Origin of the sequence: Pseudomonas chaetocerotis, from assembly GCF_015712105.2 — a bacterium.
GTDB lineage: Bacteria > Pseudomonadota > Gammaproteobacteria > Pseudomonadales > Pseudomonadaceae > Aquipseudomonas > Aquipseudomonas chaetocerotis.
The window spans coordinates 109,637-125,926 of the sequence record NZ_JACFYX020000002.1; the positions used below are offsets into that span (position 1 = coordinate 109,637).

The 16,290-nt window shown below is 65.3% G+C and carries 14 protein-coding genes and 1 pseudogene; 6 read left to right on the forward strand and 9 right to left on the reverse strand.

Features of this window, described 5'->3' with window-relative positions:
* Nucleotides 1–2 precede the first annotated feature (2 nt).
* Together H3221_RS04500 and H3221_RS04505 are read right to left on the reverse strand one after the other, a co-directional pair.
* Nucleotides 3–884 (reverse strand): alpha/beta fold hydrolase, encoded by an 882-nt coding sequence (locus H3221_RS04500; protein ID WP_196475591.1) that lies wholly within the window; start codon nucleotides 882–884, stop codon nucleotides 3–5.
* A gap of 38 nt (nucleotides 885–922) precedes the next feature.
* A complete protein-coding gene (locus H3221_RS04505) occupies nucleotides 923–1,900 on the reverse strand; it encodes a CobW family GTP-binding protein (protein ID WP_196475590.1) in 978 nt (325 codons plus the stop codon).
* Between the two features lie 95 nt (nucleotides 1,901–1,995).
* On the opposite strand from H3221_RS04505, the gene H3221_RS04510 reads away from it, so the two are divergent.
* On the forward strand, nucleotides 1,996–2,346 hold the full coding sequence (locus H3221_RS04510) for an NADH:ubiquinone oxidoreductase (protein ID WP_196475589.1): 351 nt from the start codon (nucleotides 1,996–1,998) through the stop codon (nucleotides 2,344–2,346).
* A gap of 276 nt (nucleotides 2,347–2,622) precedes the next feature.
* Here the strand turns inward: H3221_RS04510 and H3221_RS04515 are convergent, their stop codons facing one another.
* The 3 genes from H3221_RS04515 to dksA are packed head-to-tail and all read right to left on the reverse strand — an operon-like array spanning nucleotide 2,623 to nucleotide 4,909.
* The gene (locus H3221_RS04515) at nucleotides 2,623–3,267 is read right to left on the reverse strand and encodes a DUF1826 domain-containing protein (protein ID WP_196475588.1); all 645 of its coding nucleotides are present in this window, start codon (nucleotides 3,265–3,267) and stop codon (nucleotides 2,623–2,625) included.
* The gene (gene zigA, locus H3221_RS04520; protein ID WP_196475587.1) at nucleotides 3,267–4,472 is read right to left on the reverse strand and encodes a zinc metallochaperone GTPase ZigA; all 1,206 of its coding nucleotides are present in this window, start codon (nucleotides 4,470–4,472) and stop codon (nucleotides 3,267–3,269) included. The genes H3221_RS04515 and zigA overlap by 1 nt, the downstream gene beginning before the upstream one ends.
* Before the next feature lie 14 nt (nucleotides 4,473–4,486).
* Nucleotides 4,487–4,909: an RNA polymerase-binding protein DksA gene (gene dksA, locus H3221_RS04525; protein ID WP_160016484.1), complete on the reverse strand. Its 423-nt coding sequence runs from the start codon at nucleotides 4,907–4,909 to the stop codon at nucleotides 4,487–4,489.
* Between the two features lie 71 nt (nucleotides 4,910–4,980).
* On the opposite strand from dksA, the gene folE2 reads away from it, so the two are divergent.
* Complete coding sequence (folE2, locus tag H3221_RS04530; protein WP_196475586.1) at nucleotides 4,981–5,871, forward strand: GTP cyclohydrolase FolE2; 891 nt, start codon at nucleotides 4,981–4,983, stop codon at nucleotides 5,869–5,871.
* A 245-nt stretch (nucleotides 5,872–6,116) separates the two neighbouring features.
* On the opposite strand, the gene H3221_RS04535 is transcribed toward folE2, so the two are convergent.
* The 3 genes from H3221_RS04535 to H3221_RS04545 form a co-directional block, all read right to left on the reverse strand.
* The gene (locus H3221_RS04535; RefSeq protein WP_196475585.1) at nucleotides 6,117–8,030 is read right to left on the reverse strand and encodes a DUF2207 domain-containing protein; all 1,914 of its coding nucleotides are present in this window, start codon (nucleotides 8,028–8,030) and stop codon (nucleotides 6,117–6,119) included.
* A gap of 118 nt (nucleotides 8,031–8,148) precedes the next feature.
* A complete protein-coding gene (locus tag H3221_RS04540) occupies nucleotides 8,149–10,077 on the reverse strand; it encodes a DUF2207 domain-containing protein (RefSeq protein ID WP_196475584.1) in 1,929 nt (642 codons plus the stop codon).
* A gap of 2 nt (nucleotides 10,078–10,079) precedes the next feature.
* Entirely contained in the window at nucleotides 10,080–10,646 is a 567-nt protein-coding gene (locus H3221_RS04545) for a LemA family protein (RefSeq protein WP_125834124.1), read from the reverse strand.
* Nucleotides 10,647–10,737: 91 nt separating this feature from the next.
* On the opposite strand from H3221_RS04545, the gene H3221_RS04550 reads away from it, so the two are divergent.
* From H3221_RS04550 to H3221_RS04560, 3 genes and pseudogenes are all read left to right on the forward strand, one after another.
* Nucleotides 10,738–12,657: a DUF294 nucleotidyltransferase-like domain-containing protein gene (locus H3221_RS04550; protein WP_196475583.1), complete on the forward strand. Its 1,920-nt coding sequence runs from the start codon at nucleotides 10,738–10,740 to the stop codon at nucleotides 12,655–12,657.
* Entirely contained in the window at nucleotides 12,654–13,361 is a 708-nt protein-coding gene (locus H3221_RS04555; protein ID WP_196475582.1) for a 3'-5' exonuclease, read from the forward strand. The genes H3221_RS04550 and H3221_RS04555 overlap by 4 nt, the downstream gene beginning before the upstream one ends.
* Nucleotides 13,362–13,419: 58 nt before the next feature.
* Nucleotides 13,420–13,578 (forward strand): annotated as a pseudogene (locus H3221_RS04560) (DUF2986 domain-containing protein); the annotation flags it as partial.
* Between the two features lie 207 nt (nucleotides 13,579–13,785).
* Here H3221_RS04560 and H3221_RS04565 read toward each other — a convergent pair.
* Nucleotides 13,786–14,688 carry a LysR family transcriptional regulator gene (locus tag H3221_RS04565; protein WP_196475580.1) on the reverse strand — a complete coding sequence of 301 codons (903 nt, stop codon included), beginning with the start codon at nucleotides 14,686–14,688 and terminating at the stop codon, nucleotides 13,786–13,788.
* A 184-nt stretch (nucleotides 14,689–14,872) separates the two neighbouring features.
* On the opposite strand from H3221_RS04565, the gene H3221_RS04570 reads away from it, so the two are divergent.
* Nucleotides 14,873–16,261 (forward strand): L-serine ammonia-lyase, encoded by a 1,389-nt coding sequence (locus H3221_RS04570; RefSeq protein ID WP_196475579.1) that lies wholly within the window; start codon nucleotides 14,873–14,875, stop codon nucleotides 16,259–16,261.
* Nucleotides 16,262–16,290: the final 29 nt, after the last annotated feature.

The following is a 16,290-nucleotide window of genomic DNA, read 5'->3' on the forward strand; positions in this document are numbered from 1 at the left end:
ACCTATCGGCCGCGTTGCAGCAGGAAATCGGCCACGCGCTCGGCGCTGTCCACCGGCTGCTCCTGCATGAAGCAGTGCCCGCCCGGCACCACCTGACTGCGCACATGGGCGTTGCTCGCGCACCAGCGCGCCACCGATCTGGCGACGAAGGGATAGGTATGCACGCCCTGTATCACCTCGGTCGGTGTCGTCACCTTGGCCAGCGACGGCCACAGGCGCCGTGGGAAGGAGCCAAAGATATCGGCCTCGCGGCTTGGCCGGCACTTGAGCTCGACGCCGCCCTCGACGTCCTTCAGCGCATGCTCGATATAGGCGTCGAACGCCGCTTCTTCCCAGCCACGGAACATGCCACGGCCATGCAGCGCAGCGTGCGCGCTGGCACGGTCCGGCCACTGCCGGCGGCGTTTCTGTGCCTTCTTCGCCATGCCGGTACGCTGCGCCAGGCCGACCACATCGGACAATGCCATGACGCCGATCATCGCCGGGCTGAACAGCACCGGATCGAGCAGCACCGCACGCCGGAACAACTCGGGATGACGCGCCAGGATCAGGCTGGTGAGCACGCCACCGAAGCTGTGACCAAGGGCGAAGCGCGGCACGTCACCGAACGGCCCACGCAAGGTGTCAAAGGCTTCCACCGCCAACTCGGCGCTGCGGTTCCAGCCATGGAAGCGACCGCCATGGTCGCTGTCGCCATGGCCCTGTACATCGCATAGCCATAGGTCGAAATCCTCGGCCAACAGCGCCAGCATTGGCGTGTAGACACGCCCGCAATAGCCATTACCGTGCAGGAAATGCAGGAGCGGCTTGCCCGACGGCGGCGTGTGCCAGCCACGCAGGGTGAAGCCGGCAGAGGTGTCATGAGACCAGGGCAGCAGTTGCATTCAAGGTTATCCACAGCGACGAAAGCGCGGCGAGTTTATCAGCCTGTCGTGGGGATTCGGCAGGCGGTGAACGAGGCCGTCAGCGCGTCGGCGTTCTGCGCCTGCTCGAAGATCAACTCCAGCCGTGAGTCCTTGCGCCATTCACTCGCAGGCCAGGCCTGGAGCACTTGCCCCTGCAAGGCATTCAACGAGCGCCAGCCCTCGGCGCCGTGCAGCACGGCCTTGGCCCTGCGCCAACTCAGGCTCTGCAGCCATTGGCTGACCTGCGCGAGATCGAAACGCTGGCTCGGGTGCCAGCGCCAGCCGATGCTCCAGCCTTCGGGCTGGTCCTGCACCTGACAGATCGGCTCGGCGGCGTTGCGCCAGATCTGCGCCATGCCCGTCATGCCTGTGGGGAACTCGGCACTCACCTCGATGGGCGAGGCCTGCGCCGCCAGCCCCGGCAGCAGGGCCAGGTCGAGCAAGCCCTGTTCCGTCCAGAGCAACGGCACGGTCGGCAACTCGGCGGCGATCCGCGTTCGCGTCGCCTCGTCCAGACACTCACTCTTGTTCAGCAGCAGCAAACCAGCAGCACCCAACGCCTGGCGCTGCACATCAGGCAGCGGTTGACCTGTCGCCAACGCAGCAGCATCCAGCACCATCAGCGCCGGCTGCACGGCCAGCACGCCGAGCCACGGCCGCTGACGCAATTGCGCCAGCAACTGCGCCGGATGCCCCAGGCCGGACGGCTCGATCAGCAGGCGATCGGGCTTCGCTTTGCGCAGCAGGCGCCCGAGGCCAACCTGAAACGGCGCGCCATTGACGCAACACAGGCAACCACCGGCCACTTCGGCCATGGCGATGCCGTCGTCGCCTCGTTCCAGCAAGGCGGCGTCCAGGCCGATCTGACCGAATTCGTTGATCAGCACCGCCCAGCGTTCGTCCGCCGGTTTCTGCGCCAGCAGGTGACGGATCAGCGTGGTCTTGCCGGCACCGAGCGGGCCAGCGATGAGGTGGGTAGGGATTTGACTGAGCATGAATCTATGTTCGGCGGTTCGCCAGGCAAGTGCCAGCAAAGACTGCAAAGAACCAGCATGTTAGATTCGCCGGCAGTTTTTCGGGAGTCGAAACGATGCGTGCATGGCTGTTGCTGTTTTCCCTGCTGCCGGGCCTGGCCCTGGCCCAAGCCTGCGTGGTGCATAGTCAGGCCGAGCGCCTGAGCGTGCAGATCTGCCAGGAGAATCGCAACATCCCCGACACCCTGTTTCGCGAAGGCTTCTGCCAGCCGCAGTTGCAAGGCCAGACCGTCGAGGTGGAGTTCGTCGAACAGTGCCCGAAAGGCGCCCACGGCGTCTGTCAGAACGCGCGCGCCGGTAGCGGTCTGTACCTGCAGGATATCCACTACTACGGCGCTGCCAGCGACGCGCTGTACCTGGAGCCGGCCTGCAAAACGCAGTATCAGGGCCAGTGGATCAAACCCTGACATCAAAGCGTCACCAATTAAGCGCCTAATGACTCCGGGTACCTCACGTAACCCTCATGTCGAGTCACGCGTCGACATGATCTCTTGGTGCTTAAGGCCGGGGCAGTTGCTCCGGCCTATTTTTTATGGCTCTCCACCAGTAGGGTGTCGCAGGCGACGTCAAAGAGTGTTCCCGGCGATTACCGCTGGCGCACCTGCGCGTAGGGTGCGCCGTGCGCACCGCCAAACACCGAAGTATTCGCGATGCGCGCAGCGCACCCTACGGAAAGAGCACGCTCACGCCAGCCAGTCCAGGGTCAGCAGCAAGCGCCGCTGCCCGGCAGGCGGCTGCGGCGAGCGATGGATCAGCCCGCGCCCTTCGTTACCGTGCCATTTCTCGCCCTTGGCCAGCGCCACATGGCCGGTGTCGAGACGCCGGATCAAGGCCTCGTCCTGCGGCTCTGCACCCGGCTGACCGAGCTTGCTGCGCGGCATGGCGCCCTCCTCCAGCCAGTCGCTGCCGACACCGGCATAGCTGGTAATCAGCCGTACCGGTACATGGTCAACATGAAAACGCGGGCACATGGCCTTATCCAGCGCGCGCAGGCGCAGGCCAATGCGCTCGGCATCGAGCAGGCAGGCATAGGCGCGCACCAGCCAGGTCACGTCGGCGAGAAAGGCCGCCTGGCCCGGCAGATCGGCGTACTGCGCCACCAGGCCGTCGAGGTTCGGCTCGCTGTCCGGCTGCGCCAGCTCCAGGGTCATGGACTGCGCCAGCGGTTCGCCTTGCGCCAGCAGGGTCTCGGCGAAGTCGATGATCTGCGCCGGCAGACGGCGCTGCCAGACGGCCAGATTGATGCAATCGTGCAGCACCTCGCCGAGCACCTGAATGTCCTCGCCCAGCACCTGCCGGGACACTTTCGGCAACTGCAGGGCGAACATCAGGCGGCCTCCTGCTGCCAGGCACCGAAGGGGTCGGCGAGCAGGCGCCAGGCTTCCGGGCCGCCGGCCATTTCCTCGTCGGTGAGCAGGCAGTCGTCCAGCTCACGCACCAGCCGCGGGAAGTCGATGTTCTGGCCGATGAACACCAGCTCCTGGCGGCAGTCGCCGACCTCGGCGCTCCAGTGCTTCATGATCGCCTGCAAGCCTTCTTCGTCCTGCGGCCAGTGCTGCTTGGCCACGAAGCGCCACCAGCGCCCGGCCAGGCCATGGCGCATCAGCCCGCCGGCCTGCGACCAGCTGCCGGCCTCCTGATACTTGCTGGCGAGCCAGAAAAAACCCTTGGAGCGCAGCAGGCGGCCATTGCGCCATTCCTGAGACAGGAAGTCGAAGAAACGCTGCGGATGGAACGGCCGGCGCGCACGGTAAGCGCTGGAGGCGATGCCGTATTCCTCGGTTTCCGGCACGTGCTCGCCACGCAGTTCCTTGAGCCAACCCGGGGCCTGCGAGGCGCGGTCGAAGTCGAAGCGGCCGGTGTCGAGGATCTTGTCCAGAGCGATCTGGCCCATGCTCATGGCCTGGATGTCGGCGTGGGTATTGAGGCCACGGAGGATGGCCATCAGTTCTTCGCGCTCGGCCTGGCTGATCAGGTCGATCTTGCTGATGAGGATGACGTCGGCGAACTCCACCTGCTCGATCAGCAGGTCGGTGATCGAGCGTTCGTCCTCCTCGCCCAGTGTCTCGCCACGGCTGGCCAGGCTGTCGGCCTCATGGAAATCACGCAGGAAGTTCACCCCATCGACCACCGTGACCATGGTATCCAGCCTCGCCAGGTCGGACAGGCTGCGCCCCTGCTCGTCACGGAAGGTGAAGGTTTCGGCCACCGGCAGCGGCTCGCTGATGCCGGTGGACTCGATCAGCAGGTAGTCGAAGCGGCCTTCGCTGGCCAGGCGGCTGACCTCATCCAGCAGGTCTTCGCGCAGTGTGCAGCAGATGCAGCCATTGCTCATCTCCACCAGCTTCTCTTCGGCACGGTTGAGGCTGACGTCCTGCTGGACGGTGGCGCCGTCGATGTTGATCTCGCTCATGTCGTTGACGATCACCGCGACCTTGCGACCTTCGCGATTCTTCAGCACATGGTTGAGCAGGGTGCTCTTGCCGGCGCCAAGAAAGCCGGACAACACGGTAACGGGTAGACGCTGATTCATGGGGTATTCCTCGTTCAGTCACGGTCACGCTGATGTTTTTCGCGCTGCTCCTGCCGCTCCTTGGCTTCGATGCACAGGGTCGCGGTGGGGCGCAGCAGCAAGCGCTTCAGGCCGATGGGTTCGCCGGTCTCGGCGCACCAGCCGTATTCGCCACGCGCCAGGCGTTCGAGCGCCTGGTCGATCTTGTCCAGCAGCTTCTTTTCCCGCTCCAGCAGGCGCAGCTGCCACTGACGCTGCTCCTCGGCGGCACCGATATCGGCGACGTCGCTGCTGGTATCGGGCTGACGCAGCTCGGTGAATTCCTCGTCGATGCGCGCCTGCAACTCGGCTCGCTGAGTCAGCAGCAACTCGCGGAAGAACTGCTGCTGGGCGTCGTTCATGTAGTCAGCGGCTGGCTGGGCCAGCAGCTCGGCTTCGGTAGTCGCGGTCAGGGTCATGGCAAATCGGCTGGCTTGTTTTAATTGTTATAACATAACATTAATTTCTGACAGCTACTCACGGATTTGCGATGAACGAACAGCCCCTGCCGGATATTGCCGCCCAAGCCACCCACCACGACCTGCCGCTGGACTGGGTCGGCATGGCCGGCATCGCCCTGCCCATTCGCCTGGCGGACGCCGCCGTGACGGCCAGCGTCGATATCGGCGTCAGCCTCGACGATGCCGGCGCACGCGGCATCCACATGTCGCGCCTGTACCTGGCGGCGCAGCGTCTGGTGCATCAGTCATTGAATGTACCGGCGGTGCTGCAGGTGCTGGACGACTGCCTGAGCAGCCACCAGGCGCTGTCCGACAGCGCCACCCTGACCCTGCGCGGCGAGGTGCCGCTCAAGCGTCCGGCGCTGGTCAGCCCATTGAACGGTTGGAAGGGCTACCCCTTCGAGGTACGTGCTCGTCAGGACGGTCGCGGAGTGAATATCGAATTACAGGTCGAGGTCGGTTACTCCTCCACCTGCCCTTGCTCGGCAGCGCTGGCACGGCAGCTGATCCAGCAACGCTTCGCCTGGGACTTTCCCGATCAGCAGGTGGATTACTCCAGCGTGCTCGACTGGCTCGGCTCGACCCAGGGCATCATCGCCACGCCGCACAGCCAGCGCAGCACGGCGACCCTGCAACTGCGCCTGGCGCCAGGCTGCGTCGACCTGCCCGTACTGGAGTTGATCGACAGTGCCGAGCAGGCCCTCGGCACGCCGCTGCAGACCGCGGTGAAGCGCGCCGACGAACAGGCCTTCGCCCTCGCCAACGGGCAGAACCTGATGTTCTGCGAAGACGCCGCACGCCGCTTGCACCGCACGCTGCGCCAGTTGCCGCAAGCCAGCGCGTTCCGCCTCAAGGTCGTGCATGCGGAAAGCCTGCATGCCCACGACGCGGTGGCGCACAGCTGCTGGAACTGGAACTGAGCCATGACGGCCGACGCCTGCTGGTTACAGCTGGAATCCGCCGAGGTCGGCCACGCCGTGGCGCTGAGCAAGGTCCTGGGGCCATCGCCTGCAATGAAGCCGGATTGATCCGGTGATCGCCCTGCGCCACGACAGCTGCGAGGTGCTCACATGCTGCATATCACCGACACGCGCGAGCTGGGCCTGCTCCGGCCAGGTACGGGAGGATTGCCAGGAGCGGCCGCTGCGCTACCGACGCGTCTGAGTTACCAGCCGCCGCCTCCGCCGCCGCCAGCCCCTCCGCCGGAGGAGCCTCCGCCATGGGAGGCGGACGAGCCGTAGCCGCTGCCACTGTTGCTGGAACCGGAAAAGCTGTCGACGGATCTCGGCACCTCTGGCGGTACGGAAGCCGTCATCAGCATCCGGTCGAGACTCCAGGCAAGCGCCATGGCCTCACCCGAGGTCATCATCCGAGTGAAACCCTGTGGCTGGTAGTCCACCTCCACAGGCGCCAGCGTGCCCTTGCGCAGCTCGGCGGTGAACCGCTGGGTCCACTGCTGCTCGACCCCCAGAGCCATGGCGTAGGGCAGATGCCGTTCGTACAACGCAATGCTCATCACGGGAGCCTGGCCTGCCTTGTCCAGCACGTCCTTCTCGGCCAGGCTCAGGTAATTACGGTAGCCCTCCAGCTCATCGAGCAGGCGCCGTCCGGCGATGGAGGGCGAGCGCATGAACGTGCGTGCCACGGCGACGATGACGAACAGTGCCAGACACTGCAGCACCGCCGCACCGCCCACAAGTCCTGCGGCCAGACCCAGGCTGATCAGGACGAACAGCATCAGCAAGAGTGCCGAACCGATCATCTCGTGGGTCAGGCAGTAGAACATCCCGGCCCCCAGCAGTACCCCCAGCAGCATCACCCAAACGGCGGTGTTCGCAGCCTCCGAGTCGCCCGTGGAGGTCACCAGCAGAGCGATCCCCGTCATCAGGGCGAAGAACGCACCTAGCAACCAGGACCCGGTATGGTTACTGAAGTTGTTTTGCTCGATCCCTTCGAAGCTCTTGAGCAACACCTCCAGAGCTTTCGTCAGACGCGGTTCATAGCGGCCACCCAGGGTCAGCGAGCCATTTTTCTGTGCTATCAGGGCATCGAGCATGCGCCGCTCTTCCTCGCGTATGGCATCCCCGTCTGCCTCACCACGCGTCAGCACCAGGCCGTCGGCGTTGCGCTGCAGGCTCAGCCAGCCGCGAATGGCCAAGTCGGTGAACATGATGCTCAGCGCACGCACGCCCTTGCGGTCATTGCCCAGGCCGCGGCGCCACACGTACCCGGCCATCAAGGGGCTGACGCCCCGAGGCAGCTCGAACAGGGGGATCACCAGGCCTCTACCCGGCCCCCGGCCGTCTGTCCACCAGAGGCGTGCGTAGAACAACAACAGCCCGCTGAAAGCGAGCACCAGCAGGATAAGACGCAAGTTGTCGGCCAGCAGTATCAGCAACTCGTCCCACCAGCCGGGTCGGGCGACCAGCCCCGCCTGCCAGGCCAGGGCGACGGTAAAGCCTTCGCGCGCGTCCAGCTCGCGCGTGGTCGCCAGGCGCAGACGGTTACCCTGCTGCTCGATCACCTCGTAGGCGCCCTCACGCGAACCCTGGTAGCCGGTATAGCCATGTGCCGCCTCGATGTGCGCGCCCTCCGGCAGCAACACCTCGACGCTGGCCCGACGGATCGGCAGCTGCCAGTCATTGCCGGTGACGTTCCAGTAGAGCTCATCGACGCGGGCGTGGTGCAGCAGTTGCGCATCCATGCGGTAGGTCAGCTCGTAGACATAGGGGCCGGGCTGAAGCATGACATCGGCACGGCCCAGACGCAGGCGAACGCCGTGCTCATGCGCCTGTTGCGTGACAGTTTCCGGCTGACCGTCACGCGTGGCCGAGAGCAGCGTCAATGGCGTGCTGCGCAGCAGACCAGTGCCCAGGCTGTAGCCTGTGGGGATGTCACGATAGATGCCGCGAGATATCTGTCGCCCTTCGGCAATCACGGCGATGCGCTCGGTCACCCGCACCTCGCCACTGGGCTCGACCTGCAGGTGCACGTCATAGCTCTGGATGGCCTCTTCGGCCTGCGCACTGAAGGCGCAGAAGCAGCACAGCAACAGCAGAATTCGCAGTCTTCCTGACATCACACTCTCCTTGGCGCTCACAACCGCCTGCCTGGGCGAATCGAGGCGGCACCCTACCCCAGTCAACTCGGCAGAAAAAGCGAACGTCGCACATCAGCGGCACTCGCCACAGACGCCTCTACCAACCCCCACCGCCACCGCCGCCACCTCCGCCACCCGAGGAGCCGCCCCCGGACGAACCGCCGCCGCCCGACGAACTGCTCGACGGCGGCGACGAAGCCAGGGCCGTGGCGCTGGCGAGGCCGGCGGCCAGCGCGCCACTGAGGGCCTGCGGTGAACTGTAGTTACTGCGGCTGTGGTACCAGCTCGGTTGATAGTCGCGCTGCGCCGGGTCGATCAGGCCGCTGGCCAGGGCCTCGCTGAAGCGCGCGCTCCATTTGTCTTCCACGCCCAGGGCCATGGCGAAGGGCAGATGGCGCTCGTACAGCGCGATGCTCATCGCCGGGGCGTCGCCTGCCAGGGCCAGGGCGTCACGCTCGGCCAGTTGCAGGTAATCACGGTAGCCTTCCAACGCATCGAGCAGACGCCGCCCTTCCAGGGTCGGTGCCGGCAACAGGTAATAGAACACCAGCACCAACACGACATAGGCGACGACCAGCAGCAACGCCGGCACCGACACCGACGCAGCGACCATCATCAGCCCCACGGGCACCGGCCAGCCGAACATCAGCGCGACCAGATACAGCCCCATCTGCTTACCGAAGCTGGGCTGGTGACGGGCCATGTTGAACACGATCAGTGCCGGCACGCCAAAGCCCAGGCTGAACACCAACCCGGCCAGACCTGTGCCCCACTCATCTCCACCCTGGCCACTCAAGAGCACGGTGGCCGCACATGCCAATGCGGCCCACACCAACCCCAAGGCCCAGATGCCGCGGTTGTTGGCGAACCAGGCCTTGCCCTGCTCGCCCAGCTGGCTGCTCAGCCCGGCCACCGCGTCCGCCAGGCGTGGCTCGTACTCGGTGCCGATGATCAGTGCGATGCCGGCCTTGTTGGCCGGGAACAGGCGCTTGCGCAGGTCGCGATCCAGCTCGCTCATGTCGCCGCCCGCGCCCTGGTCGCGGGCCAGGCTGAAACCACCACCGTGCGGCTTGTCCTCGATATGCAGGTGCTTGCGGATGGCCATGTCGGTGAGCCATACGCTGAAGGCGCGCGCCTCGCCGAAAGCGCCACGCAACCCACGATGCCAGAGATAGCCCGCCTGCACCGCGCTCATGCCCTGCGGCCCCTCGAACAGCGGGATGATCACGCCCTTCTGCGGATCGCGGCCGACGCGCTTCCAGGCGCGCAGGTAGAACAGCAACAGACCGATCAGCAACACGCCGCCGATGCCAACCCCCAGATTGTCCAGCACGGCGCGGCTGGCGTTCTGCACCAAGCCTGGACGTGGCACCAGTCCGGCCTGCCAGTCCACGGCCACGGTCAGGCCGTGATAGGCCGGCAGCGTCTCGGTGGTGGCCAGGCGCAGGTAGTCATCGCGCCGTTCGAGTATCCGGAAGTCCTGGCCCCGATCGCCCTGGGCCCCGGTATACGCAGCCAACTGACCGATGCGCGCCCCCGCCGGCAGGCGCACCTCCACCGTGGCCTGGCGAATGGGGAAAAGCCAACCGTTGCCGGTGACGTTCCAGTACAGCTCGTCCGTATCGGCGTGATGCAACAGGGCGCGGCCAACCCGATAACGCAGCTCGTAGCGATAGCGCCCCGGCTCCAGCAGGATGTTCGGCGAGCCCAGGTAGAAGCGCACCCAGGCGCCGTTGCGCTCGCGGCGTACCGACTCGGGCCGGCCATCGCGGGTCACGCCCAGCAGGGTGATCGGGCTGCTTTGCTCCAGCCCCATCGGCAACGCATAGCTGACCGGCAGATCGCGATAGATGCCACGGCGAATGTCCCGACCTGCGGCACGCACGGTAATGCGCTCGGTCACCAGCAGGTTGCCGTCCGCCTCGACCTGCAGGCTCACGGCAAAATCCTCGATGGCCTCCTGCGCCAGCGTCACGCCAGGCAAAAGAACCAATAGCAGCAACAGGCCACGCAGCCATCCGTGCATGTTCAGAACTCCATCTTCGGCGACTGACCGTCAAGCGGATCATCCAGCGTGAAGTATTCGGCCGGGGTAAAGGAAAACAGGCGCGCCACCAGATTGCTCGGCACCGACTCGACCAGCACGTTCAGCTCACGCACCGCGCCGTTGTAGTAACGCCGCGCCATCTGGATATGGTTCTCGACCTCGCTGATGTTGCCCTGCAACTCGCGAAACTGGTCGTCGGCCTTGAGCTCGGGGTAAGCCTCGACCAGGGCGAAGAGCTGGCGCAATTGGCTGCCCAGTTGCGCCTCCACTGGCGCGCGCTGGCCCAGCGGCGAGTCGGCCAGTTGCACCGCACGCATGCGCTCCTGCACCAGCGCCTGCAGCGTGCTCTGCTCGTAACTCATGTACTGCCGTACGCATTCCACCAGCGCCGGAATCAGGCTGGCGCGGCGCTTGAGTTGCACATCGATGCCGCTGCCGGCCTCGGCCACGCGGTGACGGTTGAATACCAGGCGGTTGTAGTAGAAAACCGTGGCGCCGCCGAGCACCAGCAGCGCGCCCACCAGCCACCCTAATCCTGAAACCTGCATAGCCTCTCCTTGATTGGCCGATGACCACTCACTTTGCGCTGACATCGTGGCAGCCCGTATCCTGTAGTGCCAGCCAGTCAGCGAGGCCCGCATGCAGATCGAGTTGATCGAGATCCGCGACCACCTGAATCGCTTCGCCCCTTTCGACAATCTGCCGGAGCAGACTCTCGACGAGATCGCCCGCCAGGTGCAAGTGGGCTACTTCAAGGCCGGTAGCGAAATCCTCGCCGTCGGTGCGCCGATCCACGAGCTGCACTACGTACGCAGCGGCGCTGTGGAAATCCACAGGCGTGGCGGCGAGCTGCACAACCGCCTGACCGAGGGCGACATCTTCGGCCAGGCCGGCCTGCTGCGCGGCAACAAGGTGCGCCTGGGCGCCACCGCGCTGGAAGATAGCCTGATTTACTTCATCCCCGGCGTGTTGTTCCAGCAACTGTGCGAGCAGTTCGACAGTTTCGCCGACTTCGTCGAGGCCGAAGGTCAGTCACGGCTCAAGTCCGCGCTGGAAGACAGCCACGGCAAGGCTAGCGAGCTGATGAAGATCAAGGTGCGCAAGCTGATCTCGCGCGGAGCGGTCAGCGTGCCGCTGGACACGCCGATCCAGCAGGTGGCGCAGGTGATGACCGAGCACAGTGTGTCCTCGGTGATCGTCGTCGATCCCGGCACGCGCTGGCCCGACCCGCACCAGGTGGACGTGGCCGAGCAACAGACCCAGGTGATGGCCGGCATCCTTACCGACCGCGACCTGCGTACCCGCGTGGTTGCCGCTGGCCTGCCCAGCGACACCCCGGTCAGCCAGATCATGACGCCCAACCCCATCACCCTGCAGGCCGACGACTCGGTGTTCGAGGCCATGCTGTGCATGCTGCGCAACAACATCCACCATCTACCGGTGCTGCATCGCCGCCGCCCGGTGGGCGTGGTGGCGCTGGCCGACATCATCCGCTACGAGTCGCGCAGCAGCCTGTATCTGGTCAACGGCATCTTCAACAAGACGTCGGTGGAGGGGCTCAAGAGCCTGCTGCCTGACCTGCGCGCCACCTTCGTGCGCATGGTCGCCGACGACGCCAGCGCGCACATGGTCGGCAGCGCCATGAGCGGCATCGGCCGCGCCTTCAGCCAGCGCCTGCTGGAGCTGGCCGAACAGAAACTTGGCCCGCCGCCAGTGCCTTACTGCTTCATGGTCGCCGGCTCCATGGCTCGCGACGAGCAACTGCTGCTCACCGACCAGGACAACGCCCTGGTGCTCGACGACCGCTTCGATGCGGACGAACACGACGCCTACTTCGCCGAACTGGCACAGTTCGTCAGCGACGGCCTGGCCGCCTGCGGCTACAGCTACTGCAAGGGCGGCATCATGGCCACCAACCCCAGGTGGCGACAGCCGCTGAAGGTATGGCGGCAATACTTCAGCGAATGGATCGAGCGGCCCAACCCGGAAACCCTGCTCAACGCCAGCATCTTTTTCGACCTCGACGGCCTCTACGGCGAAACCGAGCTGGTGGAAAACCTCAAGGACCTGCTGGCGCAGAAGGCCAGCGCCAGCGCCGCCTTCCTCGCCGCGCTGGCGCGTAACGCGCTCAACCGCACGCCACCGCTGGGCTTCTTTCGCACCTTCGTGATGGAAACCGACGGCCGCCACCGCAACATCATCAACCTCAAGGGCCGGGGCACCGCGCCGCTCACCGACCTGATCCGCGTGCACGCCCTGGCCTGCGGCTCCAAGGCGCAGAACTCGCTGGACCGTCTCGACGCCATCGCTGCCACCAAACTGCTGCCCAAGGAGGCACTGGAGCACCTGCGCTATGCCTTCGAGTTCCTCAGCCTGGTGCGTGTGCGCCATCAGGCCCGTGAAGTCGAGGCTGGCAACGCGCCCAGCAACTACATCGAGCCGGAACAGTTCAGCGCCAGCGAACGCCAGCACCTCAAGGAAGCCTTCCAGGTGATCAGCAACGCGCAGAAATTCCTGCGCTTTCGCTATCCGGCGCAACCGACGGGCCGCCCGCGATGAGCGAGCGCGCGGCCCAGGACTGGCCGCAACTGTTCGCCAGCCTTGCCGACAGCAGCCGCGACCCGCGCCTGCGCGCCTTCTACGGCGCCGGCTGCGTCGCGGCTGATACACCTCTGCAGGATGTCCCACTGGTGGCGCTGGACGTGGAAACCACCGGCCTCGACCCACGCGAGAACGCCATCGTCAGCCTTGGCCTGGTGCCGCTGAGCCTGCAACGCATCCGCTGCAGCGAGGCGCGCTACTGGGTGGTCAAACCCACCGGCGAGCTGAACGCCGAATCGGTCACCTTCCACCACATCACCCACAGCGACATCCGCCACGCCCCGCGTCTGGCCAGCGTACTCGACGAACTGCTCGAAGCTCTGGCCGGCAAGGTCGTGGTGGCGCACTACCGCAATATCGAGCGCAGCTTCCTCGACCAGGCCGTGCGCCAGCACCTGGGCGAAGGCCTGGTCTTCCCCATCATCGACACCATGGAACTGGAAGCCCGCCTGCACCCCAAGCGCACCGTGAGCTGGTGGGACCGCCTGCGCGGCCGCGAGCCCCTCTCCATCCGCCTGGCCGACAGCCGCCTGCGCTACGGCTTGCCGCTGTACTCGGCGCACCATGCACTGACCGATGCCTTGGCCTGTGGAGAACTGCTGCAGGCGCAAGTGGCAACCCACTATCCGGCGCATACGCCGATCAGCGCACTCTGGAGCTAAACTCCAGCTTCCACGCAACGCGTGAGAACTCTCGAATCAAGACAGCGCAAACACTCCCATGAATCGCCGCAAAAAGATAAAGCAACTACTCGAGGCCCACGCCAAGAAGGCCAATGCCAAACTCGCGCCTAGAAGCAACAAACCCAAGTACATCAGCAAAGCTGACAGGGTGAAGTTGGAGGCTGAAGCAGCACAAGAACCCGTCACGTCCATTGAGTCAGTAGACCGTATATGCAGCGCACAACCGGTGGATGAAAAAAGCGTCATCCACCCTACGTGAAGACGCATTCGAACTTTCGGGCGTAGGGTGGATAACGCGAAGCTTATCCACCGTCAGACGGGCCTCTAGCAGACCTACAACCGAAAAGCGCCTTCTCCCCTGGCTCCTGGGGAGCCAAAGTCTCGCGGCTGAAGCGGGATGGGGTTAGCCGAGGACTTTGTCGGCGGTGTACACCGCCTCGTCGAGAAATACATTCACCGCCGGGTGATCACGCTCGCCCTTGCGGTAGGCGAGAAACACGCCACGCTGGATAGCCGGCAGCAGCGGTATGGCGGTGACGCCGGGTAGCGTCCGTACCAGGCGCAGGCCGGAGACGATGGAGATGGAGTTGCCCGAAGCGACCATGGCCGCGACCATCTCGAAGCCGGCGCAGTGGGCGTTGATGCGCGGCGCATAGCCCGAACGGCGGCACAGGTTGGTGATGAATTCGCCGAAGGAGCTGCCGGTGGAGTCCAGCGCCCAGGCTTCGTCGCGCAGCTCGGCAATGGTCAGGCTGTCGCGCCTGGCCAGTGCATGGTCGATGGGCAGCAGGACGTGCAACTGATCCTGGGTCAGGGGAATCAGCGCGTAGTTCTCGCGGTTCTCGTCGGGCTGCACGGCCAGGTCGTCGATCACTGCCACGTCGATCTGCCAGGCGCCGAGGGCACTGAGGCTTTCCTGCGGTTCCAGCTCCAACACCACCACGTTCAGCCTAGGGTAGGCGCTGCGCAGCGCACGCACGGTTTCCGCGATCACCGCCACGGCGATCGAGGGGAAAGCGGCCACACGCAACTCACCGGCGATTTCCCCACGCAGCAGCGCCAGCTCCGAGCGCGCTTCGTCGAGCACCATCAGAATGCGTTCGGCATGCGCCACCAGGCGCTCGCCAGCCGGGGTAAGCACCACGCCGCGACCGCGCCGTTCGATCAGCGCCATATCCGCTTCGCGTTCGAGCTGGGAAACCTGCTGCGAAACCGCCGAAGGCGTCAGGTGCAGCGACTCGGCGGCCGCCGCCATGGTGCGGCAGCGGGCCAGTTCACGCAGGGTGCGCAGGCGGGTGATGTCCATGGCGCAATCTCAATAGTTAAGGGTCGCTAACGAATAGGTTAAAAATAAATCAGTATACATAATGATATGGCCGGCCTTAGATAGAGATATCCACACGCGCTGAACCGGGCGCGTGGTTCACCCACATACAAGGCATCACTGAAAACCCGATTTTCAGCCGTGCCTACAGAAGAAGAATCTCGCCATGGCTATCAGCGTTTTCGACCTGTTCAAAGTCGGTATCGGCCCCTCCAGCTCCCACACCGTCGGCCCGATGCGCGCGGCCGCGCTGTTCACCCACGCGCTGGAGAACCACGGCCACATGCCGCAGGTGACCCGTGTCGCCGCCGAGCTGTACGGCTCGCTGGGTGCAACCGGCAAGGGCCACGGTAGTGACAAGGCGGTGTTGCTTGGCCTCAGCGGCCATGAGCCGGACACCGTCGACGTCGATCAGGTGCCCGGCTATATCGAGGCCATTCGCCGCGACAAGCGCATCCTGCTGGCCGGCAAGCATGCCGTCGCCTTCGACGAAAAGGCCGACCTGAAGATGTTCCGCAAGGCGCTGCCGCTGCACGCCAACGGCCTGCGTTTCGCCGCCTTCGATGCTGCCGGCATTCAGGTGCACGAGGCTACCTATTACTCGGTGGGCGGTGGCTTCGTGGTCAGCGAGGCGATCCTCGCCGACGGCTCCAAACACAAGGTCATCGCCCCGGACGCCACCAGCCTGCCGTTGCCGTTCAGCAGTGGCGCCGACCTGTTGCGCCTGGCGCGCGAGAACGGCATCGGCATCGCCGAGGTGATGCGCCGCAACGAACGTCACTGGCGCAGCGACGAACAGACCGACGCGGGCCTGCTGGAAATCTGGAAGGTGATGCAGGCCTGCGTCGACCGTGGCTGTCGCACCGAGGGCATCCTGCCGGGCGGTTTCAAGGTGCGCCGCCGCGCCGCAATCCTGGCGCGCAAGCTCGGTGGCTTCCAGCGCAGCTACCTGGAAGACCCGCTGCGCATGCTCGACTGGGTCAATCTCTGGGCCCTGGCGGTGAACGAGGAGAACGCCGCCGGTGGCCGCGTGGTGACGGCACCGACCAACGGCGCCGCCGGCATCATCCCGGCGGTGCTGCACTACTATGCCAACGCCATTTCCGGCGCCAGCGAGCGCGGCATCATCGACTTTCTGCTGACCGCCGGCGCCATCGGCATCCTCTACAAGGAAAACGCCTCGATCAGTGGTGCCGAAGTCGGCTGCCAGGGTGAAGTCGGCGTGGCCTGTTCGATGGCGGCCGGCGCGCTGTGCGCAGTACTTGGCGGCACCCCGGAGCAGGTCGAGAACGCCGCCGAGATCGGCATGGAGCACCACCTGGGCCTGACCTGCGACCCGGTCGGCGGCCTGGTGCAGATCCCCTGCATCGAGCGCAACGCCATCGCTTCGGTCAAAGCCATCAACGCCGCGCGCATGGCGCTGTACGGTGACGGCTCGCACTATGTGAGCCTGGACAAGGTGATCAAGACCATGCGCGAAACCGGTGCAGACATGCTGACCAAGTACAAGGAAACCGCGCGTGGCGGCCTGGCGGTGAACATCATCGAGTGCTGATGCACTCTCGCCAGATGCGAGAACGCCGC